Source organism: Stappia sp. P2PMeth1, assembly GCF_900185735.1.
Classification (GTDB): Bacteria; Pseudomonadota; Alphaproteobacteria; order Rhizobiales; family Stappiaceae; genus Stappia.
Window position 1 is genome coordinate 52,217 of the sequence record NZ_FYAW01000010.1, and the last position, 17,512, is coordinate 69,728.

The following is a 17,512-nucleotide window of genomic DNA, read 5'->3' on the forward strand; positions in this document are numbered from 1 at the left end:
CAAATCAAGCCTTCCGGCGCGCTCGGCTTTAGACAGCGAAGGGTTTGCGACCTTCTGCCTGTGTGCCCCTCGCATCCCTGATGCAGCCGGCGGCGTCGCGGAGCCGCACGGCGCTAAGAGCGTGGCGGGCGCCTGGACCGCTCAGGCTTTGCCGGCTGCCGGTCTTGGGGTCGCGGCCGGGCCGTTCCTGAGCCCTATACTCTCTCACGAAAGTCCGGGCCGGGGATAACAATCCGGCCCTCTCCTCTCGGCCTCCCCTCTCCGCCCTGCTCGGTCCGGTCGGCGGGCGGGCGGCCGGGCCGGGCAGCCGGTCCCTCTCCTGCCGGATGCCGGGGTCTCTCCCGCCGATTTCGGGCGATCCGCCGATGTCAGTGCGTTTGCGACGGCTTTCTCAATTTTCGGGCTTATTGAGACGGGATTTTGCAAAATTTTGCGCAAAATTTCTCAATTTTCCTGAGCGACCAAAACACGCCTTTTTTCAGATGGTTAGCCGGAAATTCCTGCCGCCGCGCCGCCGTTTCGGGCGTTTCGTGCCGCTTTGCCGCGCATCCCGCCTTCGCCCGTCCCGCCATCCCAGTTATCCCCGCTTGACAAGATTGGGACGCTCGTCCTAAATCAGCATTAGGACAATCGTCCGAGGCGGGATCACTTCCCTGTCCGGGCGGCAGCACAGGAAGGGTGTGGGAGAATGGCGCGCGCGACGCGGGACCAGATCGTCGGCGAGGCGGACCGGCTGTTCTACGAGCAGGGGTTCGAGCACACTTCCTTTGCCGATATCGCGGCGGCGGTCGGCATTTCGCGCGGCAATTTCTACCATCATTTCAAGACGAAAGACGACATCCTCATTGCTGTGATCGACCGGCGGCTGGAGGCGACGCGCGCGCTTTTGGCCGCCTGGGAGAGCGAGGCCGGCGACAGCCCGGCGGTGCGCATCCGCTGCTTCATCCGCATCCTGATCGCCAACCGGGCGAAGATCCTGCGCCACGGCTGCCCGGTCGGCACGCTGACCGCAGAGCTTGCCAAGATCGACCACCCCTCGCTGAGCGATGCCGGCCGCCTTTTTGCCCTCTTCCGCGATTGGCTGGCGCGCCAGTTCGCAGCGCTCGGCCTTGGCCCGGAGGCCGACCGTCTGGCGCTGCATCTGATCGCCCGCAGCCAGGGGATAGCGACGCTTGCCAATGCGCTCAGGGATGCGGAGTTCGTCGAGCGGGAAGTCGCGGATCTCACCCGCTGGCTCGACCGCACCGTTCCGGCAAGTGCCTGACCCGTCTTATATTTCCAGGGAGAATGCCATGTATGTCGTGTTGCTGAAATTCGCCGCCAACCGGGCGGAGGCGCCCCGCCACATGGACGGGCACAACGCCTGGATCCGCCAGGGCTTCGAGGACGGCGTCTTCCTGCTCGCCGGCAGCCTTGTGGCGGGTGTCGGGGGTGCCCTTCTCGCCCGCGGCGAGCCCCGCGAGGCGCTGGAAGCGCGCGTTGCCGCGGACCCCTTCGTCGCGGAGGGCGTCGTCAGCGCCGAGATCCACCAGATCGCGCCGGGCCGCACCCACGAGGGCCTTGCCGCCCTGCTCGCCTGAGCTTCGGTCGGGCGCGCTGGCTAGAGGCCCTTTTCGGCAATCGCCGTGCCGGCGGCCCAGCCCGAAGACCAGGCCCACTGGAAGTTATACCCGCCGAGCCAGCCGGTGACGTCGACCACCTCGCCGATGAAATAAAGGCCGGGAACGGCCTTCGCCTCAAGGGTTTTCGAATTGAGGCCGGCCGTGTCGACGCCGCCGAGCGTCACCTCGGCCGTGCGGTAACCCTCGCTGCCGAGCGGCATCACCTCGAAGCCCTGCAGCGTCGCGGCGATGGCGGAAAGCTTGCGGTCGCCGGTCTCGCCCATCTGGCCCGTCCAGCCGTGGCGGGCGGCCATATAGCCGGCGAGGCGCTTCGGCAGGATCTCGGCGAGCGCATTGGCAAGGCTGCGGCGGCCGTTGTCCTTGCGCGCGGCGCGCAGTTCGGCCAAGAGGTCGCGCTCCGGCAGGAAAGCGATGCGGATCGGCCGGCCCTCGCGCCAATAGGACGAGATCTGCAGGATCGCGGGGCCGGACAGGCCGCGATGGGTGAACAGCATCGCCTCGTCGAACGCGGTCTTGCCGAAGGAGACGCGCACGGGCACGGCGACGCCGGCGATCTCGCGGAAGCCCGCCAGCATGTCTTCGGCGAAGGTCAGCGGCACCAAAGCGGGCCGGGTTTCGGTGACGGCGAGGCCGAAGCGCTCGGCGATGCGGTAGCCAAGGCCGGTCGCGCCCATCTTGGGGATCGACTTGCCCCCGCAGGCGACGACGAGATGGCGGCAGGCGACCGTCGCCGCGCCCTCGCCGCCGAGCCTCAGGCGGAAGCCGTTGTCCCCGCGCTCCAGCTCCTCCAGCGTCGTCGAAAGGCGCAATTCGGCACCGGCCGCGCCCATCTCCGCGCGCAGTAACGCTATGATATCATTGGCAGAATTGTCGCAAAAGAGTTGGCCCAGCGTCTTCTCGTGCCAGGGAATGCGGTGCCGCTCGACCAGCGCCAGAAAATCGCGGGCGGTGTAGCGGCCGAGCGCGGACTTGGCGAAATGTGGGTTATCGGACAGGAAGTTACGGGCGGATGCTCCGAGATTTGTGAAGTTGCAGCGCCCGCCGCCGGAGATGCGGATCTTCTCGCCGGGGGCCTTCGCATGGTCAACGACGAGCACGCGTCCGCCCCGCGCACCCGCATGGGCAGCGCACATCATACCGGCGGCGCCGGCCCCGAGAATGACGGTGTCGAAGCGCTCAAGGCGCATGGCGGGTTTCCAGGTGGGAACGTGCGATCATGCGGCAAGCCATGCCGGATCGCGCGGCCGCTGGCAACACGCAGCAACGGCCTTTCACATCTCCGGGGTCACATCTCCAGCAGGTCGAGCCGCTCGCCGAGCTCGCGCCGGGCGATGTCGACGACGCCGGCATGGTGGGTGAAGAGGATCGGCTGCAGCGTCTGCGAAAGGCCCGCCAGCGTGCGCAGGCCGGCGGCGGTGCGCGTGTCGTCGAAGGTCTGGAACAGGTCGTCGCCGATGAAGGGCACGGCCTCCGCCCGCCTCGCGTAATCGGCGAGAAACGCAAGGCGCAGCGCCAGATAGAGCTGGTCGCATGTGCCATCGCTCAAGCCGACGAGGCCGACGGTGGCGCCCTCCGGGCGCCGCGCCAGCAGCTCCGCCCGATCGTCCTCGCCGAAGCGGCGGATCAGCCCGTCGAAGGAGCCGGAGGTGAGATCGGCGAACAGCCGGCCGGCATGTTCCAGCAGCGGATCGTCCTGGCGGGCGCGGTGCCGCTCCAGCCCGGCGGACAGCAGCAGCGAGGCGAGCCGGGTAACCAGCCACTGGCGGCCGAGGTCCTGCAGCTCCGCCTCGGCGGCCAGCCGCTCGAAGGCGGCGCGCTCGGCCCCCTCCCCGGCCTCCGCCCGCTCGCGCTCGGCAACCGCCGCATGGAGCGCGGCGAGCGCCTCCTTCATGCCGGCGGTCAGCGCCTCGATCTCGCCGGCAAGCCGCTCCAGCCCGGCCTGCGCGGCGCCGTCATCGAGATCCGCCAATTCGCCGGCAATGACCTCGCGCGGCTCGCCGGCGGCGGTCTCGGCAAACAGCCCCAGCGCCTCGTCGAGCGTGGCGGCAAGGCCGTCGCGCTCGGCCAGACGGGCAGCGAGCAAGGTCATGTCGCCCGCCCGCAGCGCCTCGGGAAGGTCGCCGCACAGGTCGGAAAGCTGCGCTTCTGCGCCCGCCTGCCGCTCGTCGGCCCTGGCGAGTTCGGTACGGGCCCGGGCGAGCGCCTCGCCTGCCCCTTCCGCGCGGGTGAGCGCTGCGCGTTCCTCGGCCAGGCGGCGCTGCAACGCCTCGACCAGCCGGTCGGGCTCCTCGCCCGCCGCGCCCTCGGCAAGGCTCGGGGCGACACGGTGCAGCAGGTCGAGGGCGGCAGTCGAGAATGCCTCGTTGTCGCGCTGCATGCCGCGCACCCGGCGGGCGAGCTTGTCGCGCTCGGTGAGCGCGGCCGGCAGGGCGCGCCAGACCTCCAGCGCAGCACCGGCCGCCTCCGGCGAGGCGCCGGGATCGAGACCCGCGCCGGCAAGCGCCGTATTGAAGCCCTGCCGCCAGTTCGCAAGAGCCTGCTCGATGGCGCCGGCCTCGCGGGTCAAGCGGTCGAGGCGCGCCGCCGCATCGCCGAGACGCGCGGCCAGCGCCCGGCCCTGCTGGAAGGCGTCCGTCCGGCGCTCCAGCTCGCCCTCGACAAGCCGCAGCAGGGCAAGCCCTTCGCCCGCCGGATCGCCGGGTGCCGGCACCGCCAGCCCCAATTCGCCGGCAAGGGCGGCAAGGCCCGGCACGGCGCGGGCGGAGCGGGTCTCCAGGTCGTCGATCCTGGAGACGAGATCGGCCAGTTCCTCGCGCTGCTCCAGCCATCGCTCGACCGACTTTCGCCAGTCGGTCATGGCGGTGGGGCCGGCCGGCGCCAGCGCCAGCGGCGCGAACAGCGCGGCCCAGGCCTCCTTGGCGGCAGCGAGATCAGCGGAGAGCTGCGCGCCGACCGGTGTGGCCTCGGCGCGGCGCGCCAGCAACGCTTCGCGCCGGGCGACGTCCGCCGCATGGCGGGAGACGCGGTCGGCCTCGGCAATGGCCCGGTCGGCGAGGTGGTCCGCCTCGCGCAGCAAGGGCTGCGCCGCCTCCAGAGCAGGCTTGCCGCCATCCGGGACCTGCGCAAGCGCCTCGTCGCGCTCGCGGCGCGCGGCATCGATGCGGGCGCGCGAGGGCATGTCGCCGCTGCGCTCGCTTTCGGCAATGGCGGCATCGAGGCGCGCGAGGTCCTCCGCCCACGCGGCCTCCTGCTCGCGATGGCGGCGCAGCGCCTCGCCGATCTCCTCGAAGCGGAGACGATGCTCGCCGATGAGCTCGAGGCTGGGCAGCGGCGCGGCGGCAAGGCGTTCCGGCTCGGCGACCGCCGGGGTCAGCCGCGCGGCGGCCTCGGCGAGCCGGCGAGCCAGGCGCTGGCGCTCGGGCAGCAGCCGGTCGCGCTCCTCCAGCAGGCGGAGCTCCGGGGCAAGCGCGGCGAGACGGGCACGCAAGGGCGCCGGATCGGCGGGCGGCCCCTCCCCGGCTCCGGCGGACAGGCGCTCGAAGGCCGCGCGCTCCTCCTCCAGCATGGCGGCGAGGTCGGCTCGCTCGCGCCGCAGCTCCTCACCCTCGGCAAGGCGCGCGGCGAGATCGGCAAGGGCCGCGTCGGTGGGCTGGCGGGCGCGGATCGCCTCGCTGTCCTGCGGCTCCAGTGCAAGGCCGAGACGGCGCAACTGGGCGCCGAGCGCATCGCTCAGGTCGCGCGCCTCGCGCGTCACGCGCGGAATGTCGCGCTGGCGCTGCCGGAAGGCGCCGATCTCGGCATGCAGCGCGGTGACCTCGGCCGCGGCCTCGATGAGCGGGCGATCGACCGCAATGCCGCGAGCCAGCTCTTCCGCCTCCCGCAGGCGGCGGGCCGCCTCGCGCTGCGCCTCGGCTGTCATGGCTGCAGCGGCAAGCGCCTCCTCCAACCGCCGGGCAAGACCACGGGGCACGCCGGCCAGATCGGCAAAGGCGGCAAGGCGGGCCTCGCTCACCTCGATCCTGGCAAGCAGCGGCTTGAGACTGACCAGACGGGCGAGGCGCTCGCGGCGGGCATGGGCATTGCTGAGCCGCGCCTCGGCCCCGGCCAGCGCTTCGCTCGCCGTCTCGACCGCCGTGTTGAGCGCCTTCCATTCGCCCTCGCGCAACTGGCGCTCGCGCTCCTCGCGGCGGGCCGCGTCATGACGCTCCAGCACCTGATAGATCTTCCGGCTGCCGGAGGCGCGCGGCGCGAACAGGCCGTCCGCCTCGCGGTCGAGATCGGCACGCAGGGCATTGAGCCCGTGCAGGCCCGAGGCGGCGGCGAAGATCTCGCCGCCCTCGCCGTCGCCGGCCAGCAGCAGGCGCCCGCCCTCGCGCAGGCGCGCGGAATCGAGCCCGAAGGCGAGCTGGAACACCTCGCGCGTCAACCCGCCGAGAAAGGGCGCCAAGGCATCGTCGGAGAGCGGCGCCTCGCCCTCGTCGTCGGCGAGCAGGGTGTTCTTGCGGCCCTTGCGTCGGCGCAGGGACAGGCGGGTGCCGCGCGCATCGACGAGCGTTGCGCAAACGCGCAGGCTCGGCGCCTCATGCAGGAAGTCGTAGCGCCGTTCCTCCGCGCCGTCCGCCGCGCGCCGCTTCTCGCTGAAGCCGAACAGCAGGTCGCAGATGGCGGCGAGCGCCGAGCTCTTGCCCGCCTCGTTGGGACCGTAGACGAGATGCAGGCCGGCGCCGGGGCGAAAGCACAGCTCCCGGTCGGTCAGGCTGCCGTAACGCAAGAGGTGCAGGCGCTCGATCCGCATGGCGCTCAGCTCCCCGCCGCGATGCGCTCGGCGAGCAGCGCCCGCGCCTCGGCCACCAATGTGCCGAGATCCTCGCCAAAGGGCGCGGCCGGATCGACGAGACCGGCAGGCAGCTTGTTGACGAGCAGAGCGACCTGGCCGGCCGCCTCCTCGCGAAAGGCCGGATCCTCGGCCGCCTCGGCAAGCAGCGCGGCAAGGTCGAGCGAGGGATCGAGCGGCACGACCGGGCGGGCATCGGCGGGCGGGGCGAGGTCCAGTTCCAGCTTCTCCAGCCAGGCCTCGGCATCGGCCTGATGGCAGGCGTTCTGCATCTCGTCGATCAGCAGCGCCCGGTTGGCAAGCGCCCAGCCATGGAGCTGGCTCTCGCCGGAAAGCCGCAGGCGCAGGGCGAGCGGGCGCCCTTCGGCCGCCGCCACATGCGGGCGCAGCGCCTCGCGGGCCGCAGCGACGAGGGAGGCGAGATCCTCCGCCCCGCCGGCCGCAATCTCGACGCGCGCCCAGCGCGCTTCGTCGACGATCATTCGCTCGATGCCGGACACCTCGCCGTCGGTGACCGTGACCAGCACCGCGCCCTTCTCGCCGGTCTCGCGGATCGAGCGGCCCTGGATGTTGCCGGGAAAGACCACCGGCGGGTCTTCGCTCACCACCTCGAAGGCATGGACATGACCGAGCGCCCAGTAGCCGTAGCCGCGCGCGGCAAGATCAGCGAGGGAACAGGGCGCGTAGTCGGCATGAGGCGGGCGGCCGGTCAGCGAGGTGTGCAGCACGCCGATGTTGAAATGGCCCGGCAGCGGCGCCGGATAGGCGGCGGCGAGATTCTCGCCGACCTGCCGGTCGGGGAAGCTCTGGCCGTGCAGGGCGACACGCAGGTCCGCCAGCACATGCGTCTGCGGACGGCGGGTGCCGAAGCTCGTGACGTTGTCCGGCAGGGTAACGGCGCGGGTGACGACGCTTTCGGCATCGTGATTGCCGCGCAGGATGAAGACCGGAATGCCGGCGCGCTGCAGCCGCGCCATCTCGCGAGCAAAGAACAGGCCGACGGAATTGTCGCGCCACTCGCCGTCATAGACGTCGCCGGCGATGACCATGAAGGCCGCCCCCGCCTCGATGGTGCGGGTGACGAGGGTGGACAGCGCGGTGCGGGTCGCCTCGCCGAAGCGCCGGGCGATGGCGGGGTCGCGCAGGGCGAGCCCGGTCAGGGGGCTGCCGAGATGCAGGTCCGCCGCATGGACGAAGGAAAAGGACGACACGTCGCGCACCAGCCGGGAATCACGAGGGAAACGAAAAGTCAGGTTAGTGGGTTTTGCCGCCGCTTTGAACGCCCGGCAGGCCGGAGGGACGACGGGCAAGACCGTGCTCGGTCTTCTGCCAGCGATGCGGCCGGCGCACCAGGTCGACGACGGCGGCATAGAAGGCGCAGCTCTGGGCCAGCCAATAGGCCGGGATGAGCAGCAGGTCGAGCAGCGAGGGCAGGCGCGAGCGGGCCGCCGCCCCGGCGATCGCCAGCAGCGTCATGCTGGCATAGCAAAGGGCGACACTGGCGCCGGCCAGTGTCAGCACCACGCCGCCGAGCACGTCGAAGCGCGGCAGCAGGCCGGCAATGCCCGAGCCGTAGAGCAGCAGGATGGCGACGAAGAACGGGTGAGCGGCCAGCGTCACCACCATCGCCAGCAGGTAGACGAGCAGCACCGCAAGGCGGGTGCGCCGCACCTCGCCGGCAAGGCGGAAGGGGTCGCGCAGCGTCACCAACAGGGTCTGCAGCCAGCCCTTGAGCCAGCGGCTGCGCTGGCCGTGCCAGGCACGCCAGGCAAGCGGCGCCTCCTCGAAGGTGGTGGAGGCGAGCACCTGCATCGACCAGCCGGCGCGCACCAGCCGCACGGCAAGGTCGGCGTCCTCGGTAACGTTGTAGGGGTCCCAGCCGCCCACCGCCTCCAGCGCCGCGCGGCGGAAGTGGTTCGACGTGCCGCCGAGCGGAAACGGCAGGCCGCGCGCCGAGAACCAGGGCAACTGGCAGTCGAAGAGACCGGCATATTCCAGCAGGAACTGGCGCGGAAAGAAGCGGTGGCCGCGATGGTCGATCGCCAGATGCCCCTGCAGCACCGCGACTGAGGGTGGCAGCTCGGCAAAGCGGGCGGCGGCCAGCAGCAACTGGTCCGGCTCCGGCCGGTCCTCTCCGTCATAGACGGCGATCAACTCGCCGCGCGCATGACCGAGCCCATGGACCAGCGCGCGCGGCTTGGTGCGCGGCCCCGCGCCGGCCACCGTCAGCAGGCGCATGCAGGGCGCCAGGTGCGGTTCCAGCGCGGCGCGGGTCTCGCTGTCGTCCTCCTCCAGCAGGAACAGGATCTCCAGCCGGTCGCGCGGATAGTCGAGTGCCTCCAGATGGCGCACCAGGCTCGCCGCCACCCGCGCCTCGCGGTAGAGCGGCACCAGCACGGAGTAGCGCGGCAGCCGGCCCGGCGGCAGCAGGCGCGTGGGGCGTGGGCTCGGCGTCTGGCTGAGGCCGGCAGCAAGCCGCAGCGCGCCGAGCAGCATGCCGAGCAGCGTCACCAGCACCGACACGAAGATGACCAGCGCCTCGACGCTGAGCAGCCGCCCGAGGCAGAAGGCGGCAAAGGCAAGGCCGGCGACGGCGATCTGTCCGCGCGTCAGCACCGCGCGGGCGCTGACATCGGGCCGCTCGCTCGCCAGCCGCAGGCCGGGCACGGCGGCGCGGGCAGCCAGATCGAGCGCCGCCGGCGTGGCAATGGCCAGCCGGGCCCGCAAGGACGGGGTCCGCTCCAGCAGGGCGCGGATCGCCGGCACGGTCTCGGGCAGCGGCGCGAACACCGCCAACCGCTCGCCGGACGGCGTGCGCCCGCAGAAGAGCGGACCGGAAAAGCCGGGCGGCGGCAGAAGCTCAAGCTGCGCATCGGCGCGAAAACTGCCCTGCGGCAGGAAGGGAAGACTGAGCGACTGGGCAAGCGCAGCGTAATAGGCCTCGGGCGCCACCAGCCCCTCCTCCATCAGCAGCCGCGCCAATGCGCCTTCGCGCGGACCGGCCCGGCGGGCGAGCGCCACCAGATGCGCATCGGCAAGACCGCGCCCGCGCAACAGGGCGAGCTCCTCCGGCAGCGCCCGCGCCGGGGCCGGCAGAGCCCGAACGACCGGGCGGACCAGGATCGGCGGGGCGGAGGGGCGAGGCCTCCCCGCGCGCAACGGATGGCTGGACGCGGACACGGATCGATGTGATAGGATCGCGGCGGCGCGGGCGGCCTGAGGAAGCGCGGGATCGGGAAACTGCCCGTCGGCCACCAAGGTGCAGGCCCGTCAACAGGCAGGCATGGGAGAGCGGAGGCGACGGCATGCAGGCGCGCCATGGCCCGCCGGACAGCGCGGCGGCGACGGACAGGCCGGCGGCGCGGCACGGTGGAGGCGCAAGCCTCTGGTCTTCATTGCGGTTCGCCCCCCGACAAACGGCCAAGACAGTGATGCGATTTGATAGCAGGACTTTGAGAATTGCAACCTTTGCTTTTATCACGGTTGCAGGACTCGCCCTTTTCGCCGGACCTCTCGCCTGCCCGGCCGCGGCTCAGGACGGACCTCCTACGGTCACCGTGCCGAATTTCTGGGATCCGCGCAGCGGCGGCGACCGGCCGGCGGTGCCGCCGGAGACGATCCGCTTCCTTGCCAGCGACGATTTCCCGCCCTTCTCGTTTCGCGACGGAACCGGCCGGCTGACCGGCTTCAACATCGACCTGGCGCGGGCGATCTGCGAGGAACTGGACGCGGCCTGCTCTCTGCGCATCAAGTCCTTCGACGCCCTGGTGCCGGCCCTGGTGCGCGAGGAGGGCGACGCCGTCATCTCCGGCCTCGCCATGAACCCGGCCAACGTCAAGACGCTGCTGTTTTCCGATCCCTATATCGGCCTGCCGGCGCGGTTCGTGGCGCTGCAGGACGTCGAGATCGAAACGACGCCGGAGGCGCTGGCGGGACGCAAGATCTCCGTCATCGCCGGCACGGTGCACGAGCGCTTTCTGCGCGCCTATTTCTCCGATGCGCAGATCCTCCCGTTCGACAGCGCAACGGAAGCGCGCGCGGCGCTCGGCACCGAGGAAGCGGTGGTGCATTTCGGCGACGGGCTGTCGCTGTCGTTCTGGCTGAACGGCAAGACCTCGGGAGACTGCTGCGCCTTCGTCGGCGAGCCGTGGATCGAGCCGGGCTATTTCGACCGCGGCATGACCATCGCCTTCCGCAAGGAGGACGCGCTGCGGCAGGAGGCGGTGAACCACGCGCTCTACCGGCTGCAGGTGAAGGGCGTCTATGGCGAGCTGTACCTGCGCTACTTCCCCGTCAGCTTCTACTGAGCCGCATCGCGGGGCGGCGCCTCGCGGCACGGTTCGGGCTCCGCCGCCGGCCGGGATATCCGGGGCCGCAGGCCGCTGTCGGGATAAAGCCGCGTGAACGGCAAGGCGAGCGACCACAGATAGCGGGTCGGCCCGTCGTGCTGGTATTCGTCGAGACCGATCACCATCGCCTCGTGCCCGTCGGCCGGCTGGTCGACATAGGTGCGGAACAGCCGGTCCCAGACGGACAGGTTGAAGCCGTAGTTGGAATCCGTCTCGGTCCGGATCACCGAATGGTGGACCCGGTGCATGTCCGGCGTGACGACCAGCAGCCGCAACCAGCGGTCCAGCGCCAGCGGCAGGCGAACATTGGCGTGGTTGAACATGGCCGCGCCGTTCAGCACCACCTCGAAAACCAGCACGGCAACCGCCGGAATGCCGAAGACGAGGACGATCGCCGCCTTCCACAGCATCGAGAGGATGATTTCCAGCGGATGGAAGCGCAGCGCCGTGGTCACGTCGAAATCGCGGTCGGCGTGGTGCATCCGGTGGAGGCGCCACAGCAGCGGGACCTTGTGCGAGGCCCAATGCGCGGCCCAGACGGCGAAGTCCAGCAGGATGAAGCCGAGCAGACCGGCGAACCACAGCGGCAGGCCGAGCGCGGGAAAGAGCCCGAGTTCGCGCTCGCTCGCCCACAGCGCCACGCCGACGGCGGCCATCGGGAAGACGATGCGCAGGACGAGCGTGTCGGTGGCGACGATGGCAAGGTTGGTGGTCCAGCGGCGGGCCCGCGAGAACAGCCGCTCGCGGCGCGGCAGCACCAATTCGACCCCCGCCATGACGGCGAAGACGCCGAGAAACAGCAGCAGCCTGACGGTCGCCTCGCTCATTGCCCCCTCATCGTTGCTCGCCAGCCGACAACAGCGCTTGCACCTTACTCCATCCCATGAGACAGGAGCCACGGCACCTCAATCAACAGATCGCGACCAAAGGCCACGGATGACCGGGCTACTGTGGACCCGCCCGCACGGCGACACTCCGACTGCGGCGACGCTGCTGCTGGCCCATGGCGCCGGCGCGGCGATGGATTCCGGCTTCATGAACCGCTTCGCCGGGCATGCGGCGGCGGCCGGCCTTGCCGTCGCCCGCTTCGAGTTCGCCTATATGGCGGCGCGGCGCAACGGCGGGGCGAAGCGGCCGCCGCCCAAGGCAGATCTGCTGGTCGGCGAATACCAGACCGCGCTGCAGGAGGTGCTGAAGAGCGTCGAGGGTCCGGTTCTGGTCGGTGGCAAGTCGATGGGCGGGCGCGTCGCCGCGATGCTGGCCGCCGGCGGCTCGCTGCCGAAACGGGTCTTGGGCGTCGTCTGCCTCGGCTATCCCTTCCATCCGCAGGGCAAGCCGGACGACTGGCGGATGGCCCCGCTGGAAGGCGCGCGCCGGCCGGTGCTGATCGCGCAAGGCGACCGCGACGGCTTCGGCAATGCCGCTGAGCTCGCCGAGGTCAGCCTGCCGGCCCATGTCGAGCTTGTCTGGCTGGAGGACGGCAACCACGACCTTGCCCCGCGCGGGGCGTCGCCGGCCACCTGGGACGGCAATCTGGCGCTCGCCGCGAAAGCGGCTGCCGACTTCGCAGGGCGGATCGCCATCGCGTAGGGCCGGCGCGCCTTTTTCCCTGCCGCATTTTCACGACGCGGCGCTGTGCGCCCGCTTGAAAATGCGGCCGCCTATTCCGCCGGCACCTGCGCCGGCGGGCCGGAGCGGCCGGGGTCGCCGCCGCCATCGCGATGCGGGTCGCGCTGCACGCTGACCATCCGCCGCAAATCGTCGCCGATACCGATCAGCGCCGGCACCAGCACCAGCACGAGAAGCGTGGCGGTGGCCAGGCCGAAGACGATGGTGATGGTCATCGGCATCAGGAAGCGGGCCTGCAGGCTGGTTTCGAACAGCAGCGGCGCGAGGCCGCCGATCGTCGTCAGCGAGGTCAGCAGCACCGCGCGCAGACGGTCCTGGGCGGAGGCGACCGCCGCCTCGGCGATGCTGCGTCCATCCTTGATATGATCCTCGAACCGGTCGACCAGGATGATCGAGTTGTTGACCAGGATGCCCGACAGGCCGAGCAGACCGACGAAGCTGAGGATGGTCAGGTCGTAGCCCATCAGGTAATGACCCGAGACCGCCCCGACGACGCCGAAGGGGATGATCGACATCACCGCCAGCGGCTTGAAATAGCTGGCGAAGATCGCAGCGAGGATCAGATAGATCATCGACAGGGCGGCGACCATGCCGAGTTGCAGGTCGGAGAAGGCGGCGCGGCGCTCCTCCTCGCGGCCGGAATAGCGGTAGCCGACACCGTGCTTGCCGGCGAGCTCCTGCATCTTGCCGGTCTCAAGGTCGCGGACGATCTCGATGTTGGAGGTGACATCCGCATCGACATCGGCCGAGACGGAGACGGTGACGCGCCCGTCGCGGCGCTGGATCACCGAGAAGCTCTCGCGCTCGTCCAGCGTCACCACCTCGCTCAAGGGCACGAACTCGCCGCTGGGGGCCCGCAGCGACAGCTCGCGCAGGGCACCGCCGCCAAGCGCCACCTCCTGCATGACGCGGATGGTGATCTCCTCCTCGCCACGGGCAAAGCGCCGCGGGATCGAGCCTTCGAGGGCCGAGCGGATCTGGCGGGCTGCGTTCTCCACGGTGAAGCCGAGCGCCTTGCCGCGCGGGCTGAGCTCGATCACCAGTTCGGGCTTGCCATAGGGCAGGTCGTCGGCGACGCCATCGACGCCCGGATAGGAGGTGAGCAGTTCCTGCAGTTCCAGCGAGGCTTCCTTCAGCGCCCGCGTGTCGTCGCCGACGAGACGGATGTCGAGATCGCGCCCGGGAGGGCCGCCGCGCCGTTCGAAGACGGCGACACGCTTGGTGCCGGCGATCTCGGGAATGGCGCGCCGCCAGGCCTGGACGATCTCCGGGGTGCGGATCGTACGCTGCTCGGAGGTGGTGAGCTGCACGTCGATGCTGGCGACATTGTTGCCGCGGCTGTTGCCGGACTGGCCGAGCGTTGCATAGGAGGCGACGACCAGCGTCTCGCCATTGTCGGCCGTCAGCCGTGTCTCGGCCTCGCGCAGGGCGCCATCGATGCGCAGCAAGGCCTTTTCCGCATCCTCGACGGAAATGCCGGCGACAAAATCGATGGTGGCGCGGATGTTTTCCGCCTCGGGCGAGGGGAAGAAGCGGAAGCCGACATGGTTGCCGCGCATCAGGCCGGCGGTCAGCAGCAGCATCGCCACGGCAATGGCGACGGTGACATAGCGCCAGCCATAGGCCGAGCGAACGAACGCACGGAACGGCACGTCGCGGAACCAGGCGAAGCCGGCGTCGAAATTGCGGCGGAACCAGCCGGGCTGCTCGTCGAAGGTCCGCTGCCTGCGGGCCCGGCGCATCAGCAGCAGCAGGAATTCCAGCGCCGAGGCCACCAGGAACAGCGCCACCAGCACGGCCACGTCGAAGACGATCTCGCCGAGCGCCTCGCGGCCGCCACGGGCCGGAACGGCGAGCCAGTCGAGCCAGACCGGCACGGTGATGTCCTCGCGCCCGGCAAGGCCGATGACGAACAGGCCCGGCACGCCGGCCAGCAGCACCACCCGCCACCAGTTCCATGACGGCGGGCGCGCCAGCGAATGGGCAAGATGCCCCGGCAGGACGAAGAAGCACTCGATGATGCTGGCGGCGATCACCGCAACGACGACCAGCGGCAGCACGCCCATGAGCTGGCCGATCGTGTCGCCCATCAAGGTGATCGGCATGAACGCGGCGATGGTGGTGGTCGAGGCGGCGATGATCGGCCAGAGCATGCGCCCGGCGCCCTCCTCCGCCGCCAGATAGGGACTGTCGCCCATGGCGATGCGGGTGGCGGTGTGCTCGCCGACGACGATGGCGTCGTCGACGATGATGCCGAGCGTCATGATCAGCGCGAACAGCGAGAACATGTTGATGGTCTGCCCGGACATCCACATGAAGCCGAGCGTTGCCATCATCGCGACCGGAATACCGGCCGCCACCCACAGGGCGATGCGGCCGTTGAGGAACGCGAACAGCACGATCACCACGACGAAAAGGCCGGAGATGCCGTTCTGCACCAGGATCATGATGCGGTCGGTGAGCGCCTCGGCGCGGACCTCGTACTTGACCAGTTCCAGCGAGGCGGGAAGCTGCGGCGCGATCTCGGCCAGGTAGCGGTCGAGAATGGCGTTGACCTTCAACTGGTCGGCGCGGGCCGAGCGCTCGACATTGATCTCCACCGCGCGCATGCCGTCGGAATAGCCGATGACCTGGGTGCGGTCATAGCCGCGCGACACCTCGCCGACATCGCGGAGCTGGGTCTTCTCGCCGGTCGGGAAGGACTTGACGACGATGCGGCTGATCGCCTCCGGCGAGGTGGTGTCGGCGACCGCCCTCACCTGCCGCTCGACCCCGCCTTGCAGGTCGCCGGACGGAAGGTCCCGTGTGTTGGCGGCCACGCGCTCGGAAATGTCGGCAAGCGTCATGTCGAGGCGGCGCAGCTCGCGCTCCGGCACCTTGATCACATATTCGGTGTCGCGAAAGCCGTTGAAGGAGACCTTGTCGATGCCGCGGTCGATCAGATCGTCGCGGATCTGGCGGGCGAAGGCCTTCAGCGCCTCCTCGCTGAACGGCCCGCGCAGCGCGACGCGGGCGACCCGGTCGAACCAGTTGGACAGGGAAATCACCGGCCGTTCCGCGTCTTCGGGAAGGGTGGTGACGCCGGCGACTGCCTGTTCGACGTCCGACATCGCTTTCTGCATGTCGGCGCCTTGGAGGAATTCGAGGCGGATCGTCCCCGAGCCCTCGCGGGCATAGGAGATCATCTCGTCGACATTGTCGAGGAAGCGCAGTTCCGGCTCGATGGCCTGGAGGATGTTCTTCTCCACGTCCTCGGCGCTGGCCCCCGGCCAGGAGACGGAGACGGAAATGCGGTCGATGACGATCTGCGGAAAGAACTCGGCGTTCAGCCGGGCAAGGCCGAAGGCGCCGAACAGGATCATCAGCACCATGACCAGGTTGGCGGCATTGGGATGGCGCAGGAAATGGCCGATGATGCCGCGCGGAACGAAGCCGGTGTCACGCATGGCTCAACCGCCCGTGTTGGCGCCGCGCTGGCGCGGTTCGGAAACGAGAAGCCCCTCGCCCGCCTTGTCGAGCCGGGTCGAGACGAGACGATCGCCGGTGGCAAGCTCGCCGGACACGATCACATGCGTGCCGTCGAAGGCGAGCAGGCGCACATCGCGGCGGCGGGTGCGGTTGTCGGCATCGACCACGAAGACATGGTCGGTGCCGTAGATGGCGCCTTCGGGAATGCGGGCCGAGGCCGGATAGGTGCGGTCGGCAAGGCGCAGCTCGACGAAGGCGCCGGGCCGCAGCGCCGGCTGCCCCTCCTCCACCGCGACGCTGGCGTAGACGTCGATGCCGCCGCGCGCCAGCGCCACCTCGGCGCCGACCCGGCGGATCTCGCCGCGATAGGCGACCGGCTCGCCACCGATATACCACAGCACCTCGACGGGACGGCCGACGACGGTGCCGCTGTCGGCCAGGATGCGGCCATACTGATTGTCGGAGAGAGTGAAGCGAACCTCCAGCGCGTCGCGCGCATAAAGGGTCGCGACCACGTCGTTGACGCCGACGAGCCGGCCGATCGCGGCATTCTCGGAGCGCACCACGGCGTCGAAGGGTGCCTTCAGCACGGTGTCGGCAAGGTGTTTCTCGGCCTGCGACAGGCGCCATTGCAGGCGCTCGATGGCGGCCTGCTGCTGCTCGACGCGGGCCTTCTCGACATCCAGCGCATAGCGGCGCTGCTCGAGCGCCTGGCCGCGCTGGGACACCAGCAGGCGGCGCTCGTCGACGGCGCGCTCGGTGACGGCGCCCGAGCCCATCAACTGCTCGGCCCGCTGCAGGTCACGCTCGGCGAATTCGAGCTGCTCGCGGGCGCGCTCGACATTGCCTTCCTCGGTGGAAACGCGGCCCCGCGCCTCGACAAGGGCGGCGCGGGCCTCGGCAAGATTGGCGCGCGCCTCGGTGACCGCGCCCTGGTACTGGAAGGGATCGACGGCGACGAGTTCCTCGCCGGCGGAAATGATGGCGCCGGCCTCCAGCGCCGGGTTGACGCGGACGATCTCGCCCGCCACCAGGGCGCGCAATTCGGCGGTGCGTGCCGCCGTCACCTCGCCATAGAGGGAGAGCATCGGCGCGTGGTCACGCACCTCCACCGGCATGGTCTGGACGATATAGGAGGTCTCCCGGGCCGGGCGCACCGGTACCGGGTCCTTGGCGAGAATCAGCCGGTTCATGCCGACATAGGCGGCCAGCAGGATCGCCAGCGCGATGGCCGCCTGCAACGCAAGCTTGACGGCCAGGATGCCGGTGCGGCGTGCCGAGCGGGGGCGGTCTGCCGGGCGCTCGAACGCCACCTCGCCCCTGGGAGTGCGGTTCGCCTCGTCGACCGATTTCAGCATGACACTCTTTTCCACTCGAATGCTCTCTTGCGCGCGTCCTCATGCCCTATAGGCATTCCGGCGCGGACTGGATTGCTTCGCGGACGCAAATACCGCAGGTGCGAACTATTCTAGCGGCGCAACGCGCTTGCAAGATGAAGAGTGTATCAAATTGTGCCCAGGGCGACTCCTGCCACAGACGGCGACAGGAGAGCGCGATTTTCGCTCCGTTTCCGCCAATGACGGCAGGCCGGCTTGATGTACGTCAACACC

The 17,512-nt window shown here is 70.1% G+C and carries 11 protein-coding genes; 4 read left to right on the top strand and 7 right to left on the bottom strand.

Going from position 1 to position 17,512, the window contains the following annotated elements:
- The first annotated feature begins 688 nt into the window (after positions 1-688).
- Complete coding sequence (locus P2PM1_RS05440; protein ID WP_186398426.1) at positions 689-1,264, top strand: TetR/AcrR family transcriptional regulator; 576 nt, start codon at positions 689-691, stop codon at positions 1,262-1,264.
- Positions 1,265-1,292: 28 nt separating this feature from the next.
- Entirely contained in the window at positions 1,293-1,580 is a 288-nt protein-coding gene (locus tag P2PM1_RS05445) for a YciI family protein (RefSeq protein WP_186398427.1), read from the top strand.
- A gap of 20 nt (positions 1,581-1,600) precedes the next feature.
- Here the strand turns inward: P2PM1_RS05445 and P2PM1_RS05450 are convergent, their stop codons facing one another.
- From P2PM1_RS05450 to P2PM1_RS05465, 4 genes are all read right to left on the bottom strand, one after another.
- On the bottom strand, positions 1,601-2,809 hold the full coding sequence (locus tag P2PM1_RS05450) for an NAD(P)/FAD-dependent oxidoreductase (RefSeq protein ID WP_186398428.1): 1,209 nt from the start codon (positions 2,807-2,809) through the stop codon (positions 1,601-1,603).
- A 98-nt stretch (positions 2,810-2,907) separates the two neighbouring features.
- Entirely contained in the window at positions 2,908-6,417 is a 3,510-nt protein-coding gene (locus P2PM1_RS05455; protein WP_186398429.1) for a YhaN family protein, read from the bottom strand.
- Positions 6,418-6,422: 5 nt separating this feature from the next.
- Positions 6,423-7,667 carry a DNA repair exonuclease gene (locus tag P2PM1_RS05460; protein ID WP_186398430.1) on the bottom strand — a complete coding sequence of 415 codons (1,245 nt, stop codon included), beginning with the start codon at positions 7,665-7,667 and terminating at the stop codon, positions 6,423-6,425.
- A gap of 43 nt (positions 7,668-7,710) precedes the next feature.
- Positions 7,711-9,510 (bottom strand): glycosyltransferase family 2 protein, encoded by a 1,800-nt coding sequence (locus P2PM1_RS05465; protein ID WP_186398431.1) that lies wholly within the window; start codon positions 9,508-9,510, stop codon positions 7,711-7,713.
- A 503-nt stretch (positions 9,511-10,013) separates the two neighbouring features.
- Here P2PM1_RS05465 and P2PM1_RS05470 point away from each other — a divergent pair.
- Positions 10,014-10,763, top strand: a complete 750-nt coding sequence (locus P2PM1_RS05470) for a transporter substrate-binding domain-containing protein (RefSeq protein WP_208985192.1) — start codon at positions 10,014-10,016, stop codon at positions 10,761-10,763.
- Here the strand turns inward: P2PM1_RS05470 and P2PM1_RS05475 are convergent.
- Entirely contained in the window at positions 10,757-11,632 is an 876-nt protein-coding gene (locus P2PM1_RS05475) for a sterol desaturase family protein (protein WP_186398433.1), read from the bottom strand. The genes P2PM1_RS05470 and P2PM1_RS05475 overlap by 7 nt on opposite strands.
- 109 nt (positions 11,633-11,741) lie before the next feature.
- Here P2PM1_RS05475 and P2PM1_RS05480 point away from each other — a divergent pair, with 109 nt between their 5' ends.
- Positions 11,742-12,395: an alpha/beta family hydrolase gene (locus P2PM1_RS05480; RefSeq protein WP_186398434.1), complete on the top strand. Its 654-nt coding sequence runs from the start codon at positions 11,742-11,744 to the stop codon at positions 12,393-12,395.
- A gap of 71 nt (positions 12,396-12,466) precedes the next feature.
- Here the strand turns inward: P2PM1_RS05480 and P2PM1_RS05485 are convergent, their stop codons facing one another.
- Positions 12,467-15,880, bottom strand: coding sequence for an efflux RND transporter permease subunit (locus P2PM1_RS05485; RefSeq protein WP_186398435.1), 3,414 nt, complete (start codon positions 15,878-15,880; stop codon positions 12,467-12,469).
- Between the two features lie 3 nt (positions 15,881-15,883).
- Entirely contained in the window at positions 15,884-17,275 is a 1,392-nt protein-coding gene (locus P2PM1_RS05490; RefSeq protein ID WP_186398436.1) for an efflux RND transporter periplasmic adaptor subunit, read from the bottom strand.
- Positions 17,276-17,512: the final 237 nt, after the last annotated feature.

What these genes read in the sequence shown, in the direction of transcription:
- P2PM1_RS05440 (WP_186398426.1), top strand. Translation starts at nt 689, where the DNA reads ATGGCGCGCGCGACGCGGGACCAGATCGTCGGCGAGGCGGACCGGCTG.
- P2PM1_RS05450 (WP_186398428.1), bottom strand. Translation starts at nt 2,809, where the DNA reads ATGCGCCTTGAGCGCTTCGACACCGTCATTCTCGGGGCCGGCGCCGCC.
- P2PM1_RS05445 (WP_186398427.1), top strand. Translation starts at nt 1,293, where the DNA reads ATGTATGTCGTGTTGCTGAAATTCGCCGCCAACCGGGCGGAGGCGCCC.
- P2PM1_RS05475 (WP_186398433.1), bottom strand. Translation starts at nt 11,632, where the DNA reads ATGAGCGAGGCGACCGTCAGGCTGCTGCTGTTTCTCGGCGTCTTCGCC.
- P2PM1_RS05455 (WP_186398429.1), bottom strand. Translation starts at nt 6,417, where the DNA reads ATGCGGATCGAGCGCCTGCACCTCTTGCGTTACGGCAGCCTGACCGAC.
- P2PM1_RS05485 (WP_186398435.1), bottom strand. Translation starts at nt 15,880, where the DNA reads ATGCGTGACACCGGCTTCGTTCCGCGCGGCATCATCGGCCATTTCCTG.
- P2PM1_RS05480 (WP_186398434.1), top strand. Translation starts at nt 11,742, where the DNA reads ATGACCGGGCTACTGTGGACCCGCCCGCACGGCGACACTCCGACTGCG.